This window comes from Bradyrhizobium sp. WSM4873 (genome assembly GCF_055811355.1).
In genome coordinates this window covers 1-18,592 of sequence record NZ_JBVVPS010000024.1, presented here as the reverse complement: position 1 = coordinate 18,592, position 18,592 = coordinate 1, and the positions used below count along the sequence as shown (strand labels likewise).

Annotated in this window: 17 protein-coding genes and 1 pseudogene; 13 read left to right on the top strand and 5 right to left on the bottom strand. The window is 64.6% G+C overall.

Annotated elements, in window-relative coordinates; all coding sequences use genetic code 11:
* Positions 1-211: 211 nt before the first annotated feature.
* Complete coding sequence (locus AC0L21_RS26795; RefSeq protein ID WP_473264729.1) at positions 212-1,396, top strand: YbfB/YjiJ family MFS transporter; 1,185 nt, start codon at positions 212-214, stop codon at positions 1,394-1,396.
* A 157-nt stretch (positions 1,397-1,553) separates the two neighbouring features.
* Here the strand turns inward: AC0L21_RS26795 and AC0L21_RS26790 are convergent, their stop codons facing one another.
* From AC0L21_RS26790 to AC0L21_RS26775, 4 genes are all read right to left on the bottom strand, one after another.
* Positions 1,554-2,336, bottom strand: coding sequence for a molybdopterin-dependent oxidoreductase (locus AC0L21_RS26790; protein ID WP_473264728.1), 783 nt, complete (start codon positions 2,334-2,336; stop codon positions 1,554-1,556).
* A gap of 15 nt (positions 2,337-2,351) precedes the next feature.
* Positions 2,352-2,981 carry a cytochrome b/b6 domain-containing protein gene (locus AC0L21_RS26785; RefSeq protein WP_473264727.1) on the bottom strand — a complete coding sequence of 210 codons (630 nt, stop codon included), beginning with the start codon at positions 2,979-2,981 and terminating at the stop codon, positions 2,352-2,354.
* 183 nt (positions 2,982-3,164) lie between these two features.
* Complete coding sequence (locus AC0L21_RS26780; protein ID WP_473264726.1) at positions 3,165-3,719, bottom strand: fasciclin domain-containing protein; 555 nt, start codon at positions 3,717-3,719, stop codon at positions 3,165-3,167.
* Positions 3,720-4,079: 360 nt separating this feature from the next.
* Positions 4,080-4,841, bottom strand: a complete 762-nt coding sequence (locus tag AC0L21_RS26775; RefSeq protein ID WP_473264725.1) for an SDR family oxidoreductase — start codon at positions 4,839-4,841, stop codon at positions 4,080-4,082.
* A gap of 99 nt (positions 4,842-4,940) precedes the next feature.
* Between AC0L21_RS26775 and AC0L21_RS26770 the strand changes: the two genes are divergently transcribed.
* Complete coding sequence (locus AC0L21_RS26770; protein ID WP_473264724.1) at positions 4,941-6,470, top strand: malonate--CoA ligase; 1,530 nt, start codon at positions 4,941-4,943, stop codon at positions 6,468-6,470.
* Between the two features lie 205 nt (positions 6,471-6,675).
* Here the strand turns inward: AC0L21_RS26770 and AC0L21_RS26765 are convergent, their stop codons facing one another.
* Positions 6,676-7,536, bottom strand: coding sequence for a sulfite exporter TauE/SafE family protein (locus tag AC0L21_RS26765; protein WP_473264723.1), 861 nt, complete (start codon positions 7,534-7,536; stop codon positions 6,676-6,678).
* A gap of 520 nt (positions 7,537-8,056) precedes the next feature.
* Between AC0L21_RS26765 and sdhC the strand changes: the two genes are divergently transcribed.
* The 11 genes and pseudogenes from sdhC to AC0L21_RS26710 all read left to right on the top strand — a co-directional run.
* Positions 8,057-8,455: a succinate dehydrogenase, cytochrome b556 subunit gene (sdhC, locus tag AC0L21_RS26760; protein ID WP_473264722.1), complete on the top strand. Its 399-nt coding sequence runs from the start codon at positions 8,057-8,059 to the stop codon at positions 8,453-8,455.
* A gap of 38 nt (positions 8,456-8,493) precedes the next feature.
* The gene (gene sdhD / locus AC0L21_RS26755; protein ID WP_179950130.1) at positions 8,494-8,868 is read left to right on the top strand and encodes a succinate dehydrogenase, hydrophobic membrane anchor protein; all 375 of its coding nucleotides are present in this window, start codon (positions 8,494-8,496) and stop codon (positions 8,866-8,868) included.
* Positions 8,869-8,871: 3 nt separating this feature from the next.
* Entirely contained in the window at positions 8,872-10,722 is a 1,851-nt protein-coding gene (gene sdhA / locus AC0L21_RS26750) for a succinate dehydrogenase flavoprotein subunit (protein WP_473264721.1), read from the top strand.
* Positions 10,723-10,764: 42 nt separating this feature from the next.
* On the top strand, positions 10,765-11,547 hold the full coding sequence (locus AC0L21_RS26745) for a succinate dehydrogenase iron-sulfur subunit (protein WP_473264720.1): 783 nt from the start codon (positions 10,765-10,767) through the stop codon (positions 11,545-11,547).
* Positions 11,548-11,735: 188 nt separating this feature from the next.
* Positions 11,736-13,907, top strand: a complete 2,172-nt coding sequence (locus tag AC0L21_RS26740; RefSeq protein WP_473264719.1) for an ATP-binding protein — start codon at positions 11,736-11,738, stop codon at positions 13,905-13,907.
* Between the two features lie 53 nt (positions 13,908-13,960).
* On the top strand, positions 13,961-15,916 hold the full coding sequence (locus AC0L21_RS26735; RefSeq protein ID WP_473264718.1) for an ABC transporter ATP-binding protein/permease: 1,956 nt from the start codon (positions 13,961-13,963) through the stop codon (positions 15,914-15,916).
* Between the two features lie 162 nt (positions 15,917-16,078).
* The gene (locus AC0L21_RS26730) at positions 16,079-16,903 is read left to right on the top strand and encodes an FkbM family methyltransferase (protein WP_473264717.1); all 825 of its coding nucleotides are present in this window, start codon (positions 16,079-16,081) and stop codon (positions 16,901-16,903) included.
* Positions 16,904-16,924: 21 nt separating this feature from the next.
* The gene (locus tag AC0L21_RS26725; protein WP_473264716.1) at positions 16,925-17,311 is read left to right on the top strand and encodes a VOC family protein; all 387 of its coding nucleotides are present in this window, start codon (positions 16,925-16,927) and stop codon (positions 17,309-17,311) included.
* Positions 17,312-17,383: 72 nt separating this feature from the next.
* Positions 17,384-17,881 (top strand): pyridoxamine 5'-phosphate oxidase family protein, encoded by a 498-nt coding sequence (locus tag AC0L21_RS26720; RefSeq protein WP_473264715.1) that lies wholly within the window; start codon positions 17,384-17,386, stop codon positions 17,879-17,881.
* Entirely contained in the window at positions 17,881-18,123 is a 243-nt protein-coding gene (locus AC0L21_RS26715) for a hypothetical protein (RefSeq protein WP_473264714.1), read from the top strand. Before AC0L21_RS26720 ends, AC0L21_RS26715 begins: the two co-directional genes overlap by 1 nt.
* Before the next feature lie 186 nt (positions 18,124-18,309).
* Positions 18,310-18,592: pseudogene (locus AC0L21_RS26710) on the top strand (OmpA family protein); the annotation flags it as partial.

The window sequence follows — 18,592 nt, the reverse complement described above, 5'->3', positions numbered from 1 at the left end:
TTTCGTCATGGCCGGGCTTGACCCGGCCATCCACGTCTTGCCTCGGGTGCAGAAGAACGTGGATGCCCGGCACAAGGCCGGGCATGACGGCATCTCGTGAATTTCGGCCGGAGTGCTAGAGCGGCGTTGCGTGCTTGGCAAGACACCATTGCCGCCTCGCGGCTGTGCAAGGCGGGCAGGGCCTGCCACACTGCGCATGCCGGAGTACCCCTTGCACGCGCCTGACCGCCCTCCACCCGATGCCCACCCCGCACGGTTGATCCTGACCCTGTCGCTGGCCGCGACAGTTGGGCTGGGTATCGGCCGCTTCGCCTATTCGCTGGTGCTGCCGGACATGCGGGAAGATCTCGGCTGGTCCTACTCGGCGGCCGGTTTCATGAACACCATCAACGCCGTCGGCTACCTCGCGGGCGCGCTTGTGGCGTCCCGGCTGATCGAGCGCGTGGGCTGGTCGGCCGCGATCCGCGGCGGAACCCTGGCCTGCGTCGCGGCGCTCGCGACTTGCGCGCTGACCGGGAATTTCGTTGCGCTGAGCCTGGCCCGTCTCGTGCTGGGCGTTGGCGCGGCGGCCGGCTTCGTCGCCGGCGGCGCGCTGGCCGCTTCCATCGCGCAGTCGCGCCCGGAGCGGGCCAATTTCCTGCTCAGCCTGTTCTATGCCGGACCCGGCATCGGCATTCTCGCCTCGGGCCTGATCGCCCCGTTCACGCTGCAATATTTCGGGCCGGGCTCGTGGTGGATAGTGTGGTGGGCGATGACATTGCTGTCCGTCGTCATGACCGTGCCGCTGTTCCTGGTCCGCATCGAGAGCGGCGTGCGGTTCTCGCAAGGCAGCCTCGGCGCCTTCGCGATTCTTCCCGTGCTGGTCTATCTCGCCGGCTACTTCCTGTTTGGCGCGGGCTACATCGCCTACATGACCTTCATGATCGCCTATGTACGCGACGGCGGCGGCGGGGCCGCGGCGCAGGCCGCGTTCTGGAGCCTGATTGGCCTGAGCGCCTTCGTCACGCCATGGGCCTGGCGCCGCGTGCTCGCGCTCGATCGCGGCGGACTGGCCACCGCCATCATCCTCGGCACCAACGCGCTGGGCGCTGCCCTGCCGATGCTCGGGCATTCGCCGGCATGGCTCGCGGTCTCCGCGGTCGTGTTCGGCGTCGCCTTCTTCGCCGTGGTCGGCTCGACCACCGCCTTCGTCCGCTTCAACTATCCGCCCGAGGTGTGGCCGACCGCGATCGCGGCGATGACGATCTCGTTCGGCGTCGGCCAGACACTGGGGCCGATCGTGGTCGGCGCGATCACGGACGCACTGGGGAGCTTGAGTTACGCGCTGAATGTGTCGGCAGCGCTGCTGGCGCTGGGCGCGGTGGCGGCGCTGTGCCAGCGCAAAGTGGGGCCTTGACCGGTGTCGTCCTGGCGAAAGCCAGGACCCATTACCCCACAGAGGAGTTTGGCGAAAATTCGTGGTTGCTGGTCTTCGTCAAACTGAACCCTGGGGTAATGGGTCCTGGATCTGCGCTTCGCTTGTCCAGGACGACGGTAAGGCCAGGTCCGCGGAGCTAGCTCCCGCTGAACGAATTATATCCCTGGTCTTCCCAATAGCCGCCCTTGTAGTCGTTGGTGACTTCCATCGACACCACGTATTTCGGGTTCTTGAAGCCGAGCTTGGTCGGCACGCGGATTTTCATCGGGAAGCCGTAGGCGCGCGGCAGGATTTCGCCGGCGTATTTGAACGTCATCTGGGTCTGCGGATGCAGCGCGGTGCGCATGTCGAGCGGTGAATTGTAGCCGTCCTTGTCGGCGCACTGGAACCAGACATACTTCGCACGCGTGTCGGCGCCGATCAGCTTGAGGAAGTCGCGCATCGGCGTGCCGGTCCAGCTGCCGATCGCGCTCCAGCCCTCGACGCAGATGTGACGGGTGATCTGCGTGACCTGCGGCAGCTTGTACAATTCCGGAAGCGTCCACGACTTCTTGTTGTCGACGAGGCCGCGGACTTCGAGCTTCCAGGATTCGCCGTCGACATCGGGCGCGTCGTCGAGATCGTAATAGGCGTTGAACGGAAACGGTTTGGTGATCGCGCTCTCGGGAAACGTCGGCGCCAGCGCGTCGGGATTGAAGATGAAGGCCTGCACGGCATCGTTGAATTTCGAAACCGACTTCAGCATCTCCTCGGCGGAGGACGAGTCCATCACGTCGCAGCCGGTGAGCAGCGTCAGCGCCCCTAAGCTGGCGCCGCCCGCGATGAAGCGGCGGCGGCTGACCTCTGGCATCGTCTTGATGGAATCCTTGATCAGCAGCCGCTTGTCGACGCCGGGGATCAGGAATGAGCGCTTGGCCATGACTCTCTCTCCGCTCTAGCGGCCGATGATCATCGCGCGCAGGCTCTTCGGCACCAGCAGCGCGAGTAAAACGTGAATGACGAGGAAGGCGCAGATCGCGGCCATGCAGAAGAAATGGATGTAGCGCGCGGTCGGATAGTCGCCGAACAGGCTCACGAGCCAGTGCAATTGCACCGGCTTCCACATCCCAAGGCCCGACAGCACGATGATCACGCCGACCAGGATGATGCCGGCATAGAGCACGCGCTGGACGTAATTGTAGACGGTGAGATCGGCATGGCCGAGCTTGAAGGTCAGCGCAGCCCTGACATCGTGGAGCACGCCGGACGGGGTGATCGGCAGCAGTTTCTTGCGGAAGCGGCCGGTGGCAAAACCGGTGACGAGATAGGCAAGGCCGTTGATCATTAACAGCCACATCGCCGCAAAGTGCCAGAGCAGGCCGCCACCGAGCCAGCCGCCGAGCGTGTAGTCGCGCGGAAAGCTGAAACCGAACAGCGGCGAGGCGTTGTAGATCTGCCAACCCGACAGGATCATCAGGATCATGGCGAGCGCGTTGATCCAGTGCATGACCCGGACCCAGGCCGGCTGGATCACTTTGGCCGGGGTGGTGCTGACCTGCTCGTCGGTGACTGTGAGGCTCGACATGGCGGTTCCGTCCTGAACATCGTCTGACAGCAATTATACGCCGATGCTTCCGCTTTCGTTACGCCCTGCCCGGCATCGAATCGATACCGGCGGGCTATCGTGGTCACAATAAAGCGAGCCGGGGACCCCCGGCTCGCCATTTCGTCGCATCCGGTTCGGGGGTGAAGCCGGACCGCGCGGTATTTACGTCGCCGGCATCAGCACGGTGTCGACCACATGGATCACACCGTTCGACTGGTTGACGTTGGAGATCGTCACCATCGAGGTGCCGCCCTTGGCATCGACGATCCAGACCTTGCCGTCCATCTTCTTCACCGTCAGCTCCTCGCCTTCGGCGGTCTTCATCTTCTTGCCGTCGGTGAGGTCGGACGCCTCGAGCTTGCCGGGCACGACATGATAGGTGAGGATCTTGGTCAGCGTCGCCTTGTTCTCGGGCTTGACCAGGGTGTCGACGGTGCCGGCCGGCAGCTTGCCGAAGGCGGCGTTGGTCGGCGCGAACACCGTGAACGGGCCCTTGCCTTCCAGCGTCGGCACCAGGCCGGCCGCCTTCACCGCCGCCACCAGCGTGGTGTGGTCCTTCAAGTTGACGGCATTCTGGACGATGTTCTTGGACGGGAACATCGCGGCGCCGCCGACCATGACGGTCTTTTCCTCGGCGCGGGCGGGCGCGACGACGGTCGCGGTGATGGCCAGCGCGCTGAAGGCCGCAGCGGTGAGATAGGCAATACGCTTCGACATGGAGGGTCTCCCGATTGGATTGTGACCGGCGATTGCCGGCGTTCGAGTTGGGCAACAACGGTGGCTGCGACCTGTGAACGTGAAGCAGCAGCGCCGTCGTTGGCTCGAATTACGGGAGGGTTTGCGAAGCGGTTTCGAACAAAACTTCTTTGTGATGGGTGAAACTAAGTGCGGGTGTGTTCGTGGGGGCGCACTCCCCGTCGTCGTCCTGGCGAAAGCCAGGACCCATTACCTCAGGGAGGAGTTGCGGTGCGACGCTGGCTACTCCGAGTCTTCGCCAAACGACTGCCCGGGGAATGGGTCCTGGATCTGCGCTGCGCTTGTCCAGGACGACGATGGCGATGAGACTCGCGCTACACCTCAATCCCTGTTGTGCGGCGTCTGAATGAACCCGCGATTATGCGTCGGGCTGATCAAGAGCTCGTTGATGCACACTCGCGCCGGCATGCTTGCGATGAAGGCGATGGTGCGGCCGAGATCTTCCGATTGCAGCATCCTGGCCTGCTCCTCTTCGCTCGGCACCACCGGGCGCAGCTTCAGGATCGGGGTCGCCACCTCGCCCGGCATCAGGCAGCAGGCGCGCAGGCCATTGACGCATTCGTCCATGTTGAAGGAATGGGTCAGCGCCAGCACCGCATGCTTGGTTGTGGTGTAGGCCGGGCCCGGCATTTTCGAGACGTGGCGGCCGGCCCAGGACGAGACGTTGATGATGGAGCCGTCCTGTTGCTTGCGCATCGTCGGCAACACCGCGCGCATGCAGTAGAGCACGCCGTTGAGATTGACCTGGACCAGCTTATCCCAGCCCTCCAGTTCCATGTCCTTCCAGCTGCGCTTGGGGACATTGATGCCGGCATTGTTCACCAGCAGGTCGATCCGGCCGTGCTTCGCGACGATCTGATCGGCCGCCTTCTGGGCCGCGGCGGAGACGGACACGTCCAGCGCAATGGCCTCGGCGGCCCCGCCCGCCCCAGTGATCTTCGCAACCACGGTATCCAGGGCGTCCTTGCGCCGGCCCGAGACCACCACCGTCCAGCCGTCAGCCGCCAGCGCCTCGGCGCCGGCCTCCCCGATCCCGCTGCCGCCGCCTGTCACCCAGGCCACGCGTTTCCCGTTTTTGGTCATGCAAACTGTCTCCGTTGCTTCATCGGGGCGGTTTTTGCTAATCCAGCCCTCGGTTTTGACCGGCATTGTGGTCAAGCCTTGCGGTCGAGGAAATCTTGCATGAACCAAGCTGCCAACGCCAATTTGTTTTCCCGCCTGTTCGACGGCATCGACGATCCGAAGCGCCTCGCGATCGAGACGCATGACGGAGGGCGCATCAGCTATGGTGATCTGATCGCCCGGGCCGGACAGATGGCCAATGTACTGGTCGCGCGCGGCGTGAAGCCCGGCGACCGCGTTGCGGTTCAGGTCGAGAAATCCGTGGCCAACATCGTGCTGTATTTGGCCACCGTGCGGGCCGGCGCGGTCTACCTGCCGCTCAACACCGCCTATACGCTGAACGAGCTCGATTACTTCATCGGCGACGCGGAGCCCTCGCTGGTGGTCTGCGATCCCGCCAAGGCGGAAGGGCTTGCCCTCATCGCCGCCAAGGTGAAAGCGAAAGTCGAGACGCTCGGGGCTGACGGCAAGGGCTCGCTGACGGACGCCGCTGACAAGGCGAGCAGCGAATTCACTACGGTCCCGCGCGCAAGCGACGATCTCGCCGCGATCCTCTACACGTCGGGCACTACCGGCCGCTCCAAGGGCGCGATGTTGACCCACGACAATCTGGCGTCGAACTCGCTCTCGCTGGTCGGCTTCTGGCGCTTCACCGACAAGGACGTGCTGATCCACGCGCTGCCGATCTACCACACCCACGGCCTGTTCGTGGCGACCAACGTGACGCTGTTCGCGCGGGCGTCGATGATCTTCCTGCCGAAGCTCGATCCGGATCTGATCATCAAGCTGATGGCGCGTGCCACGGTGCTGATGGGGGTGCCGACGTTCTATACCCGTCTGCTCCAGAACGCTGCACTGTCGCGCGAAACCACAAAGCAAATGCGGCTGTTCATCTCGGGCTCGGCGCCGCTGCTGGCGGAGACCCACCGCGAATGGTCGGCCCGCACGGGGCATGCGGTGCTCGAGCGCTACGGCATGACCGAGACCAACATGAACACCTCGAATCCCTATGACGGGGAGCGCGTGCCCGGCGCAGTCGGCTTTCCGCTCCCCGGCGTCTCCGTTCGCGTCACCGATCCCGAGACCGGCAAGGAGCTGCCGCGCGACGAGATCGGCATGATCGAGGTCAAGGGCCCGAACGTGTTCAAGGGCTATTGGCGCATGCCGGAGAAGACGAAGGCGGAATTCCGCGACGACGGTTTCTTCATCACCGGCGACCTCGGCAAGATCGACGCCAAGGGTTACGTCCACATTCTCGGTCGCGGCAAGGATCTCGTCATATCCGGCGGCTTCAACGTCTACCCAAAAGAAATCGAGAGCGAGATCGACGCCATGCCAGGCGTGATCGAATCCGCTGTGATCGGCGTGCCCCACGCCGATTTCGGCGAGGGCGTTACGGCGGTGCTGGTCTGCAACAAGGGCGCCGATGTGACCGAGGCCGCGGTGTTGAAGGCACTCGACGGGCGCTTGGCAAAGTTCAAGATGCCCAAGCGGGTGTTCGTCGTCGACGAGCTGCCGCGCAACACCATGGGCAAGGTGCAGAAGAACGTGCTGCGCGATACGTACAAGGATCTTTACGCGAAGAAATAGGGGCGTGCTGTAACAGTATGACAGCGCCAATTTCGCTGTCGTCCTGGCGAAAGCCAGGACCCCTTACCCCGAGGGGTGGTTTGGCGAAGACTCGTGGTTGTCAGTCTCGAGTCACACTTCTGGCTGGGCAATGGGTCCTGGATCGGCGCTCGCTCCGCGAGCTTGTCCAGGACGACTATGAAGAGACAGTGCGCGATAAGCTCCGTCAGAGCCCGCCCAGCAAACTCAGCACAAACCGGCTGCCGACGATAAACAGATAACACCCGAACGCGACTTCCAGCCTCCGCTTGGACATCGCATGCGCGGCTCTGACGCCAAGCGGCGCCGTCACAAGGCTCATCGGCATCACCAGCACGGCGCCGATCAGCGAGACGTAGCCGAGCGCGAACGGGACTTGCAGGGCTGCAACGCCGGGATAGTGCGCGGCCGCAGGCCAGCCGGCATAGATGTAGCCGAGCGCGCCGGGGATCGAGATCAGCACCGCGAGGGCCGACGATGTCGCCACGGCCTGATGGATCGGACGGCCGTAGAACGTCATCAGCAGATTCGAAAACAATCCACCACCGATGCCCATCAAGGTCGACAAAATGCCGACGCAGAAGCCGTAGATTCGCATCAGCGGCCCCTTCGGCAGATCATCGCCGAGCTTCCAGCTCTCGCGCGCGAAGATCAGCCGTACCGCGGCCGACCAGGCGACGGCGACGAACACGATCTTGAACAGCCGCTCCGGTGCGTAGCGCGCGACCACGCTGCCGGCGACGACGCCGATCAGGATCGGCAGCCACCAGACCCGAAGGATCGCAAGATCGACGGCGCCGCGCCTGTAGTGCGCCTGGAACGAACGGATCGAGGTCGGAATAATGACAGCAAGCGAGGTACCGATGCAGAGCGGCATCCGCACCTCCAGCGGCACACCCGCGATGCGGAAGCACTCGTAGAATACCGGCACCAGAATCGCGCCGCCGCCGATGCCGAACACGCCGGCCAGGAATCCGGAGAGCGCGCCCGTTGCGATCAGCAGCAGCGCGAGCTCGGCGATCTCCTTGATATCAAGTCCTGCAATCACCCCTGACCTGCCCCGGCGATAGCTCGCAACTTCTCCGATGCATCGCTCGGACAGCTGCCCGCAATGCTCTAGGCGATCTGATTTGGCGGGTCGACCGCCGCATCGCCGGTCTGGGGTGGGATGCGGGCTGCGCATATCCGCCCGTCTCGCGAAAAATCGGTGCATTTGGCGGAAATTGGAGGTTGCTTGCCGACCATCGCTGCCGGTTCGAACGTCATGAACTGACTGGTTCCAACCCTCGCTGGTCTGCCCCGGCTTAGAGCCGTTCCAATAATAATTTCAATGCGCCCCAGCTCTCCCGGCAAGTGATGAATTGACGTTCTGTCTTTCCTCGGTGCACCATTGCTCTGGTATACCAAGCGCCCGATTGGCCTTGTTACATCAAGGGCCTAGAGCTGAACCCAAGTTCGATTTATGGCGATTTGGTGATTGCGCAGGTGAAATCGACTCCGTAAATAGAGCCGACCTTTCGCGATCCCCGCGCGCCCCATGCTGGGCCGCAATAAAGCAATTGAAGCCCATGACCGCACGGATCGAACGACCGCTTTCACCGCACATACAGACCTACCGCTGGACCCTGACGATGGCGCTCTCCATCGTCCATCGCGCCACCGGAATTGCCCTCTACGCCGGAACGCTGCTGCTGGCCTGGTGGCTGATTGCGGCGGCCTCGGGCCCCGCCGCCTATAGCCACGTCCAGGCCTTCACCGGCAGCATCATCGGCCGGCTGATCGTGTTCGGCTTCACCTGGGCGCTGATGCACCACATGCTCAGCGGTATCCGGCATTTCGTCTGGGACCTCGGCTACGGCTTCAAGGCCAATGAGCGCGAAGCGTTGACCTGGGGCGCGTTGATCGGTGGCATCGTGCTCACGGTCCTGGTCTGGATCATCGCCTACGCGATCGGAGGGGGACGGTGAGTTTCGACGAATCCCACGGCTCTCCGAAGGGCTCCTCCATGCGCACCCCGCTCGGCCGCGTGCGCAATCTCGGCGCGGCGCATTCGGGCACCTCCGATTTCTGGCGCCAGCGCATCACCGGCGTCGCCATGACGCTGCTGATGATTCCCGTGATCGTGATCGTGATGATGCTGCTCGGCCGCAACCAGGCCGGTGCCGCACAGATTCTCGGCTCGCTGCCGGTCGCGGTGATCCTGCTGCTCTTCATCTTCGCCAGCGCCTGGCACATGAAGATCGGCATGCAGGTCGTGATCGAGGACTACATCCATAACGAGAAGCTGAAGCTCATCTCGATCATGCTCAACAACTTCTTCTCGTTCGCCGTGGCGCTCGCCTCGACCTACGCGATCCTGAAACTTTCCTCCGGAGTCTAAGCCATGCCAACCGGAACATCGGCCACAGATACCAATGGCAAGGCCAACGGCGCTCCCGCCACCAACGGCAAGGCCTATCCGATCGAAGACCACACCTACGACGTCGTCGTGGTCGGCGCCGGCGGCGCGGGCTTGCGCGCCGTGGTCGGCTGCAGCGAAGCCGGCCTCCGCACCGCCTGCATCACCAAGGTGTTTCCGACCCGCTCGCACACCGTCGCGGCGCAGGGCGGCATCTCGGCGTCTCTCGGCAACATGCACAAGGACGACTGGCGCTGGCACATGTACGACACCGTGAAGGGGTCGGACTGGCTGGGCGACCAGGACGCGATCGAATACATGGTGCGCAACGCGCCCGAGGCGGTCTACGAGCTCGAGCACTGGGGCGTGCCGTTCTCGCGCACCGAAGACGGCAAGATCTACCAGCGTCCGTTCGGCGGCATGACGATGGACTACGGCAAGGGCCAGGCGCAGCGCACCTGCGCCGCCGCCGACCGCACCGGCCACGCCATGCTGCACACGATGTACGGCCAGTCGCTGCGCCACGCGGCCGAGTTCTTCATCGAGTTCTTTGCCATCGATCTGATCATGGACGACCAGGGCACCTGCCGCGGCGTCATCGCGCTCAAGCTCGACGACGGCACGCTGCACCGCTTCCGCGCCCAGTCCGTGATTCTGGCGACCGGCGGCTATGGCCGCGCCTATGCGTCCTGCACCTCGGCGCACACCTGCACCGGCGATGGCGGCGGCATGGTGCTGCGCGCCGGCCTGCCGATGCAGGACATGGAGTTCGTGCAGTTCCACCCGACCGGCATCTACGGCTCCGGCTGTCTCGTCACCGAAGGTGCGCGCGGCGAAGGCGGCTATCTCGTCAATTCCGAGGGCGAGCGCTTCATGGAGCGCTATGCGCCCTCCGCCAAGGATCTGGCCTCGCGTGACGTCGTCTCGCGCGCGATGACCATCGAGATTCGCGAAGGCCGCGGCGTCGGCAAGAAGAAGGACCACATCTTCCTTCATCTCGACCATCTCGATCCCGCGGTTCTGGCCGAACGCCTGCCGGGCATCTCGGAATCCGCAAAGATCTTCGCCAATGTCGACGTGACGCGCGAGCCGATCCCGATCGTGCCGACCGTGCACTACAACATGGGCGGTATCCCGACGAACTATCACGGCGAAGTCCTGACCAAGAAGGACGGCGACGACAACGCCATCATCCCCGGCCTGATGGCGATCGGCGAAGCCGCTTGCGTCTCCGTGCACGGCGCCAACCGCCTCGGTTCCAACTCGCTGATCGACCTCGTGGTGTTCGGCCGCGCCGCGGCGCTGCGCCTGGCCGAGAAGCTCACCCCGAACGCCAGCCAGCCGGAATTGCCGGCGAACTCGTCCGACCTGGCGCTCGGCCGGCTCGACCACTACCGCTACGCCTCCGGCGGCACGCCGACCGCGAAGCTGCGCGAAGGCATGCAGCACGTGATGCAGAACAATTGCGCGGTGTTCCGGACCGGCGACATCCTGAGCGAAGGCCAGAATTTGATCGAGAAGGTCCACAGCGGCATCACCGACATCGCCGTGTCCGACCGTTCGCTGGTGTGGAATTCCGACCTGATCGAGACGCTCGAATTCGACAATCTGATCGCGCAGGCGGTGGTGACGATGAACTCGGCCGCCAACCGCACCGAGAGCCGCGGCGCTCATGCCCGCGAGGACTTCTCCGAGCGCGACGACAAGAACTGGATGAAGCACACGCTGGCCTGGCTGGAAGATTCCGGCAAGGTCAAGATCGAGTACCGCCCGGTTCACGACTACACCATGACCAACGACGTCCAGTACATTCCGCCCAAAGCTCGCGTTTACTAAACGGCGCGCGTGTACTGAGCGAACAGCGAAAGCTTTATCGAAATGGTTGAATTCGCACTTCCGAAGAACTCAAAGATCAGCGGCGGCAAGACCTGGCCGAAGCCCGCGGGCGCGACTGAAACTCGCGAGTTCCGCGTCTATCGCTGGAATCCGGACGACGGCAAGACTCCGAGCGTCGACACCTATTACGTCGATACCCATGATTGCGGGCCGATGGTGCTGGACGGCCTGATCTGGATCAAGAACAACATCGACCCGTCGCTGACCTTCCGCCGCTCCTGCCGCGAAGGCGTCTGCGGCTCCTGCGCGATGAACATCGACGGCCAGAACACGCTGGCCTGCACCCGCTCGATGCACGACGTGAAGGACGGCGCGGTGAAGATCAATCCGCTGCCGCACCAGCCTGTCGTGAAGGACCTCATCCCCGATCTCACGAATTTCTACGCGCAGTACGCTTCGGTCGAGCCGTGGCTGAAGACGACCTCGCCGACGCCGCAGAAGGAATGGAAGCAGAGCCACGAGGACCGCGAGAAGCTCGACGGCCTCTACGAGTGCATCCTCTGCGCGTGCTGCTCGACCTCATGCCCGAGCTATTGGTGGAACAGCGAGCGCTATCTCGGTCCCGCCGCGCTGCTCCAGGCCAACCGCTGGGTATCGGATTCGCGGGATGAGGCAACCGGCGAGCGGCTCGACAATCTCGAGGACCCGTTCCGCCTCTATCGCTGCCACACCATCATGAACTGCGCCAAGGCCTGCCCGAAGGGCCTCAACCCGGCGGAGGCCATCGCCGAGCTCAAGCTCAAGATGGTCGAGCGCCAGATCTAGGCGTCATTCATGCTGCGATCCCCGGCCGGAATGGCCGGGGCATTCTACGGCGGGCGCGTGTTCGAGTAGATTTTGCTCCGCCCCTGCGCGCGCACGCCCGCGGGTTGCAATCTCTGGTTCCCGTCACGAGCCGCTTCCTTCCCGGCGCGAAATTCAAGTAAGCTCTCCGGTGTGGGACCGGAGCGACCGTGCAGGGCGCACAACGCAATTCGCTGAGATTGCTGCAGTGGATGATGGCTGCGTCCCTGGCGCTGCCGATTGCGCTGTTCGCGATCGCCGCGTCGATCTCCTACACCTCGACCAAAGACATCGCCGACCGCGAGATCGAGCGCACCCTCGATGTCGCGCATGAGCATGCGCTCAAGGTGTTCGAGACCATCGACCGCAGCCTTGCCGAGATCAACGAGGTGGTGCGCGGCATGCCCGACGACATCATCCGCTCGCGCGAACCGGCCCTGCACCGCCGCCTGAAGCAGCTGACCGATTCGCTACCGCAGCTCAAATCGGCATGGATCTTCGACGCGGACGGAAAGTCGCTGGTCAACAGCCTCGCCTCGCCGCCGCCGGCGCAGAGCTTTGCGGATCGTGACTACTTTGCCGCCCATGTCGACCAGAGCATCGGCAGCTACATCGGTGTTCCCCTGACGCCGCGCCAGCCTTATCAGGGCGCGCGCTTCTTCGGGGTCAGCCGCCGCCGCGGCTCCGACGACGGCAGCTTCATCGGCGTGATCCAGGCCTCTGTTCTGCCGGAATATTTCGAGAGCTTTTATGCCCGGATCGGCTCCGATCCCGGCAGCTTCCTCGCGATGGCACGCACCGACGGCGTGGTGCTGGCGCATCTTCCGCGGCTGGATCGCGACCTCAGGCTCGATCCCAACGGGCCGGTCGGCCGCAGCATCGCAGCTCACCCCGAGCATGGCCTCATCACCATCGCCTGGCCATCGGACGGGGTCGAGCGGCGCATCGGCTACCGACGCATCGCCGAATACCCGATCTATGTCAGCGCGGGGTTGGTGACCTCGGCAATCCGCGCGCGCTGGTTCGCCACCATGGGCCAGCATCTGGTGTTCGGCATTCCCGCCACCGCGCTGCTGTTTCTGCTGCTGGCGTTCGCGTTCCGGCGCACCCAGCATCTCCAGGCCGAGGCCGCCGCGCGGCGCGAAGCCGAGGAGGCGCTCAAGCACAGCCAGCGCCTGGAGGCGCTCGGCCAGCTCACCGGCGGCGTCGCGCACGACTTCAACAATCTCCTGACCGTGATTCGCGCCTCGGTCGACCTGCTGAACCGGCCGCAGCTGAGCGAGGAGCGGCGCCAGCGCTACATCACCGCCATCGCCGACGCGGTCGGGCGCGCGGCCAAGCTGACCTCGCAGCTGCTCGCCTTTGCACGGCGCCAGACCTTGAAGCCGGAAGTGTTCGACGTCGGCGCGCGGCTGCAGTCGCTGCACGACATGCTCGCGACACTGCTCGGGCCCGCGATCGACATCGCGATGCGGCTGCCAGCCGAACCCTGCCTCATCAATGCCGATGCGAGCCAGTTCGAGACGGCGTTGATCAACATGGCGACCAATGCGCGCGATGCCATGCACGGCAAGGGCAGGATCGTTTTCAAGGTCGAGGCCGCGGCGACCATTGCGGACATGCGGGCTCCGGTGTCGGGCAACCCTGATCTTTCAGGCAGCCATGATCTTGCTGGCAAACACGGCTTCGTCGGCATTGCCGTCAGCGACACCGGCATCGGCATTCCGGCTACGCGGCTCGAGCGCATCTTCGAGCCGTTCTTCACCACCAAGCAGGTCGGCCACGGCACCGGTCTCGGGCTGTCCCAAGTGTTCGGCTTCGCCCGCCAGTCCGGCGGCGAGGTGACAGTCACCAGCGAGGTCGGCCACGGCAGCACCTTCTCGCTCTATCTGCCGCGCGTGGCGCCGCATTTGCTGCCGCAGCGGCAGGCACCGAACACGGCCCCGGCCATGGCCGGCAGCGGCATGTCGGTGCTGCTGGTCGAGGACAATATCGAGCTCGCCAATTTCGCGGCCGACGGCCTCACCGAGCTCGGCTACAGCATCACGCTGGTCGACAACGCAACCGATGCGCTCGCCGAGCTGGTCCTGGATTCCGATCGCTTCGATGTCGTTTTCTCCGACATCGTGATGCCCGGCATGACCGGGCTCGATCTCGCGCAGGCGGTCCGCGACCGCGGCATCGGCGTGCCGGTCGTGCTGACCACCGGCTACAGCGAGGCGCTGTCCCAGGATGGCAAGATCGATTTCGAGTTCGTGCAGAAGCCCTATGCGATCGATCAGCTGTCGCGCGTGCTGCACCGGATCGCACGGCGCCGGGTGCGCGACGGCGCCGCCGAATGAGCTGACGCTGGGAACCGGCGGGAACCTTTTGATTTCTCTTGCGTTATCCGGCCATGCAAAAGCCGGCCAGAAAGCGTGAAGCGGGCAAGAAGCCGCCCATTGTCGAAATCGTCGGCGAGACCGGGGAGGAAGTGGATCCGCCGCCGCCCGAGCGGGTCGAACCCGACCCGGAGCTATCGCCCGAAGAGGCCGAGCAGGCCCGCAAGGACTATCTCCTCACCCGCTTCTGGATCAGCGCGCGCGGCTTCTGGGGCCGCAACGGCGACCGGCTGGCGTGGCTCTACTCCATCGGCCTCGGCGTGCTGATCGTCCTGACCGTAGGCTTCCAATACGGCATCAATGTCTGGAATCGGGCGATCTTCGACGCGATCGAGAAGCGCGAGGCGTCCACCGTTTTCCATCTCACCGCAGTGTTCTTCCCGCTCGCGATCGGCAGCATCGTGCTCGGCGTGGCGCAGGTGTTCGCGCGCATGGGCATCCAGCGGCGCTGGCGGGCGTGGCTGACGGCCAGCGTGCTGACGCGCTGGCTTGGCAACGGCCGCTATTACCAGCTCAATCTCGTCAGCGGCGACCACAAGAATCCGGAATACCGGATCGCGGAGGATCTGCGCGTCGCGACCGATTCGCCGGTGGATTTCCTCGCCGGCGTGACGTCCGCGCTGCTGTCGGCCGCGACCTTCATCGTCGTGCTCTGGACCATCGGCGGCGCGCTCACCGTCACGCTTGCGGGATCGTCGGTGACCATCCCCGGCTTTCTGGTGATCGCCGCGATGCTTTATGCAGGAATCGCATCGGGCTCGATCCTGGTGATCGGCCGTCAATTCGTGCAGGTCTCCGAGGACAAGAACCAGGCCGAGGCCGATTTCCGCTACACGCTGACGCGCGTGCGCGAGAACGGCGAGAGCATCGCGCTGCTCGGCGGCGAGGAAGAAGAGCGCGACGGCATCGACCGCAATTTCACCAACGTGCTGCGGCAATGGGCGCGGCTGGCGGGTCAGCACATGCGCACCACGCTGGTGTCGCAGGGATCGAGTCTTGTTGCTCCCGTGGTCCCTCTCCTGCTCTGTGCCCCAAAATTCCTCGATGGCAGCATGACGCTGGGTCAGGTCATGCAGGCGGCTTCTGCCTTCACCATCGTGCAGAGCGCGTTCGGCTGGCTGGTCGACAATTATCCGCGGCTCGCCGACTGGAATGCCTGCGCGCGCCGCATCGCCTCGCTGATGATGTCGCTCGACGGCCTCGAGCGCGCCGAGCAGGGCGACGGAATCGGCCGCATCAAGCGCGGCGAGACCAGCAACGACGCCATGCTGGAGCTGAAGGATCTCTCCGTCACACTCGATGACGGCACCGCCGTGGTCGGCGAGACCGAGGTGGTGATCGAGCGTGGCGAGCGGCTGCTGGTGGCCGGCGAATCCGGCACCGGCAAGAGCACGCTGGTGCGCGCCATCGCCGGGCTCTGGCCATGGGGTGGCGGCAGCGTCAATTTCCATCCCGACCGGCGGCTGTTCATGCTGCCGCAGCGACCCTACGTTCCCTCGGGCTCCTTGCGCCGCGCGGTTGCCTATCCCGGCGCGGAAGACGACTGGACCGTCGAGGAGATCGGCGAGGCCCTGCACAAGGTCGGCCTCGACCATCTCAAGGAGAAGATCGAGGAAGAAGCACCGTGGGACCAGACCTTGTCCGGCGGCGAGAAGCAGCGCCTCGCCTTCGCGCGGCTGTTGCTGCACAACCCTGATATCGTCGTGCTCGACGAGGCGACCTCGGCGCTCGACGAGAAGAGCCAGGACAAGATGATGAAGATGGTCACCGACGAGCTGCCGAAAGCGACCATCGTCAGCGTCGCGCACCGTGTCGAGCTGGAGGCATTCCACAGCCGCAAGATCGTGCTGGAGCGCCGCAAGGGCGGCGCAAAACTCGTCAGCGACATCGACCTGATCCCGCGCAAGGGCAAGCGCAAGCTGCTCGGCCGCTTCCTGCGCCAGCGCAAGGCTCCGAAAAAGGCGGCCTGACCTGTAGCCCGGATGGAGCGCAGCGCAATCCGGGAAAGTCTGTCCGCGCGGCAAGACCCCCGGATTACGCTACGCTCCATTCGGGCTACCGGCCTCTCGTGAACGATTGGAGTCCCCGGCGAATCCGGCTATGCATGCGCCGCTTGCAACGAGGACTTTGACTTGCCGAACGACAATGCCCCTTCGTCCGCGCCATTTGGCGCGTTTGCGCCGAACCCGGCGCAGGCCGCGATCATTCGCCTCGCGGCACAGTCGGGGCTGAAGCGCGGCGCGTTCCGGCCGTGGCTGTCGCGATTGGTGAACCTGCTGCGCGGCGGTCCCGTCGACGTGGAGTACCAGGGCGCGTCGTTTCGCTTCTATCACCAGGGCAGCGCGACCGAGCGCGGTGCGCTGTTCAATCCCGATTACAATCTCGACGAGCTCGACTTCCTGCGCCAGCACACCCCGGCGGGTGGCGTATTCGTGGACGTCGGCGCCAATGTCGGCACCTTTGCGCTGGTGATGGCGCGACAGGTCGGCCCATCAGGCAAAGTGGTCGCGATCGAGCCGCATCCAATGACCTTTGGACGGCTCTCGTTCAACCAGGCCGCGTCGAAAGCGACGCAAGTGCGCCTGGTGCAGGCGGCTGCCGGCGACAGCGACGGCGAACTGATGATCGAGAGCGGGGGCGGCAATCTCGGCGCCACGCATGTCGTCACCGGCACCGCCAGCGCGGAGGCCATCAAGGTTCCCTCGCTGCGGTTGACGCGCATTCTCGACGAAGCCGGCGTCACCAAGGTGGACGCGTTGAAGATCGACGTCGAGGGCTTTGAGGATCGCGTGCTGATCGAATTCTTCCGCGACGCGCCGCAATCGCTCTGGCCGCGCGCGGTGGTGATCGAGCATCTGTCGCAAAAGGAATGGCGGGACGATTGTATCGCTGACATGGTCGCGCGCGGCTTTGTGGTTGCGCGCAAGTCACGGAGCAATACGTTTCTGTCGCGCTGACCATGAACGACGGAGGTTACGATGATCGACCATATGGGCTTCCCGGTCTCCGACTATGAGCGTGCCAAGGCGTTCTACGCCAAGGCATTGGCGCCGCTCGGCTACAGCCTGATCATGGAGGTCACCCAGGAGCAGACCGGACACGATCCGGCCGCGGGCTTCGGCGCCGACCGCAAGCCGGATTTCTGGATCGGCGGCGAGGGCGCGCTGAACAAGCCGGTACATGTCGCGATTCTGGCGAAGGACCGCGCCACGGTGGATGCGTTCTACGACGCGGCGATTGCGGCGGGCGGGCGCGACAACGGGCCGCCGGGCATCCGGGCGCATTATCATCCGACCTATTACGGCGCCTTCGTGCTCGACCCTGACGGACACAACATCGAGGCGGTTTGCCACGCACCGGAATAGACAAGTTCCATTCTTCGGCCGGAACCTCGTTCCGCACGCGCCGTTGTCGTCCCTTGCAAGAAGGAGCACGACATGGCCAACGACAATGCCCGCGATATCGACGGCGATTTGGATCGCGTGTGGGATCTGATGAAGACGATCGGATTCGCGATGCTGGTGACGCGCGATGGCGACAAGCTCCGCGCGCGACCGATGAGCGCCTATCTCGATCGCAACGCGGACACGATATATTTCCTCACCGACGCGCGGCGTCACAAGGACGAGGAGATCGCGCGCAATCCGTCGATCAACCTGTCGTTCGCGGATGCGGGCAGCCAGAAATACGTGTCGCTGACCGGCACCGCTGTCGTTTCCAATGACCGTGCGAAGATCAAGGAGCTGTTCTCGACACCGGCCAAGGCGTGGTGGGATTCTGCGGAAGATCCCAACATCCGCGTGCTCAAGATCACGCCTGACGATGCCGAGTTCTGGGACTCGCCCGGCACCGTAATCTCCTATGTGAAGATGGCGGCCGCGGCGGTGACGAACACGCGGCCCGATCTCGGCGACAACCGCAAGGTCTCGATGTAATGCCGATCGAGCCGCCCGAGATTCCACCTTCGACACCGGCCACGCCCACCGAGCCGCCACCGGGGATTCCGCCGGGCAATCCGCAGCCTGAAATCGCGCCGCCGGTGCGCGAGCCCGGCTCGCCAGCGCCGCCCGACGAATTGCCGGGCCGCATGCCCGAAGAGATTCCATCACGCGGACCGAACGGACCGCTCACGCCGAATCCCGCGACGGACGCAAGTCCGCCGCGGGATCGCGCATGAGGCGACGCATCACATCCAAGGCAATTGCAACCTGCGTCTGAATGCGCAATGAACGTCACCATAGTGAGGTGATTTGCGTGCAGAAATAAATCGGGCCGCGTCCGCTGCGTCCGCCACAATCCGGCCTAACGCGTAGCTGTTCATCCCAACACTTCGTCAAAGAACCTTCCGGGGAAGTTCACCATCATGACTAATCTTCGTTTCGTGCTGCTTGCCACCACGGCTCTGACCGCGATGCAATTCGCAAGCTCCGCATCGCATGCGCAAGGCGCGGCGCCGCTCGTCGTGGCACAGGCGCAGCCACAAGAGACCGGCCCTGACGGAAAACCGAAGCAGCCGCCGAAGGGACCGCCAGCGGCCGCGCCGCCTGCGGCGCCCGCGCGCCCGGCCGCACCGCCGCCCGCAGCTGCACCGCCCCATCCGCCCGCGCCGCCTCCGCCGGCTGCCGCACCGCCGCGCCCGGCTGCGC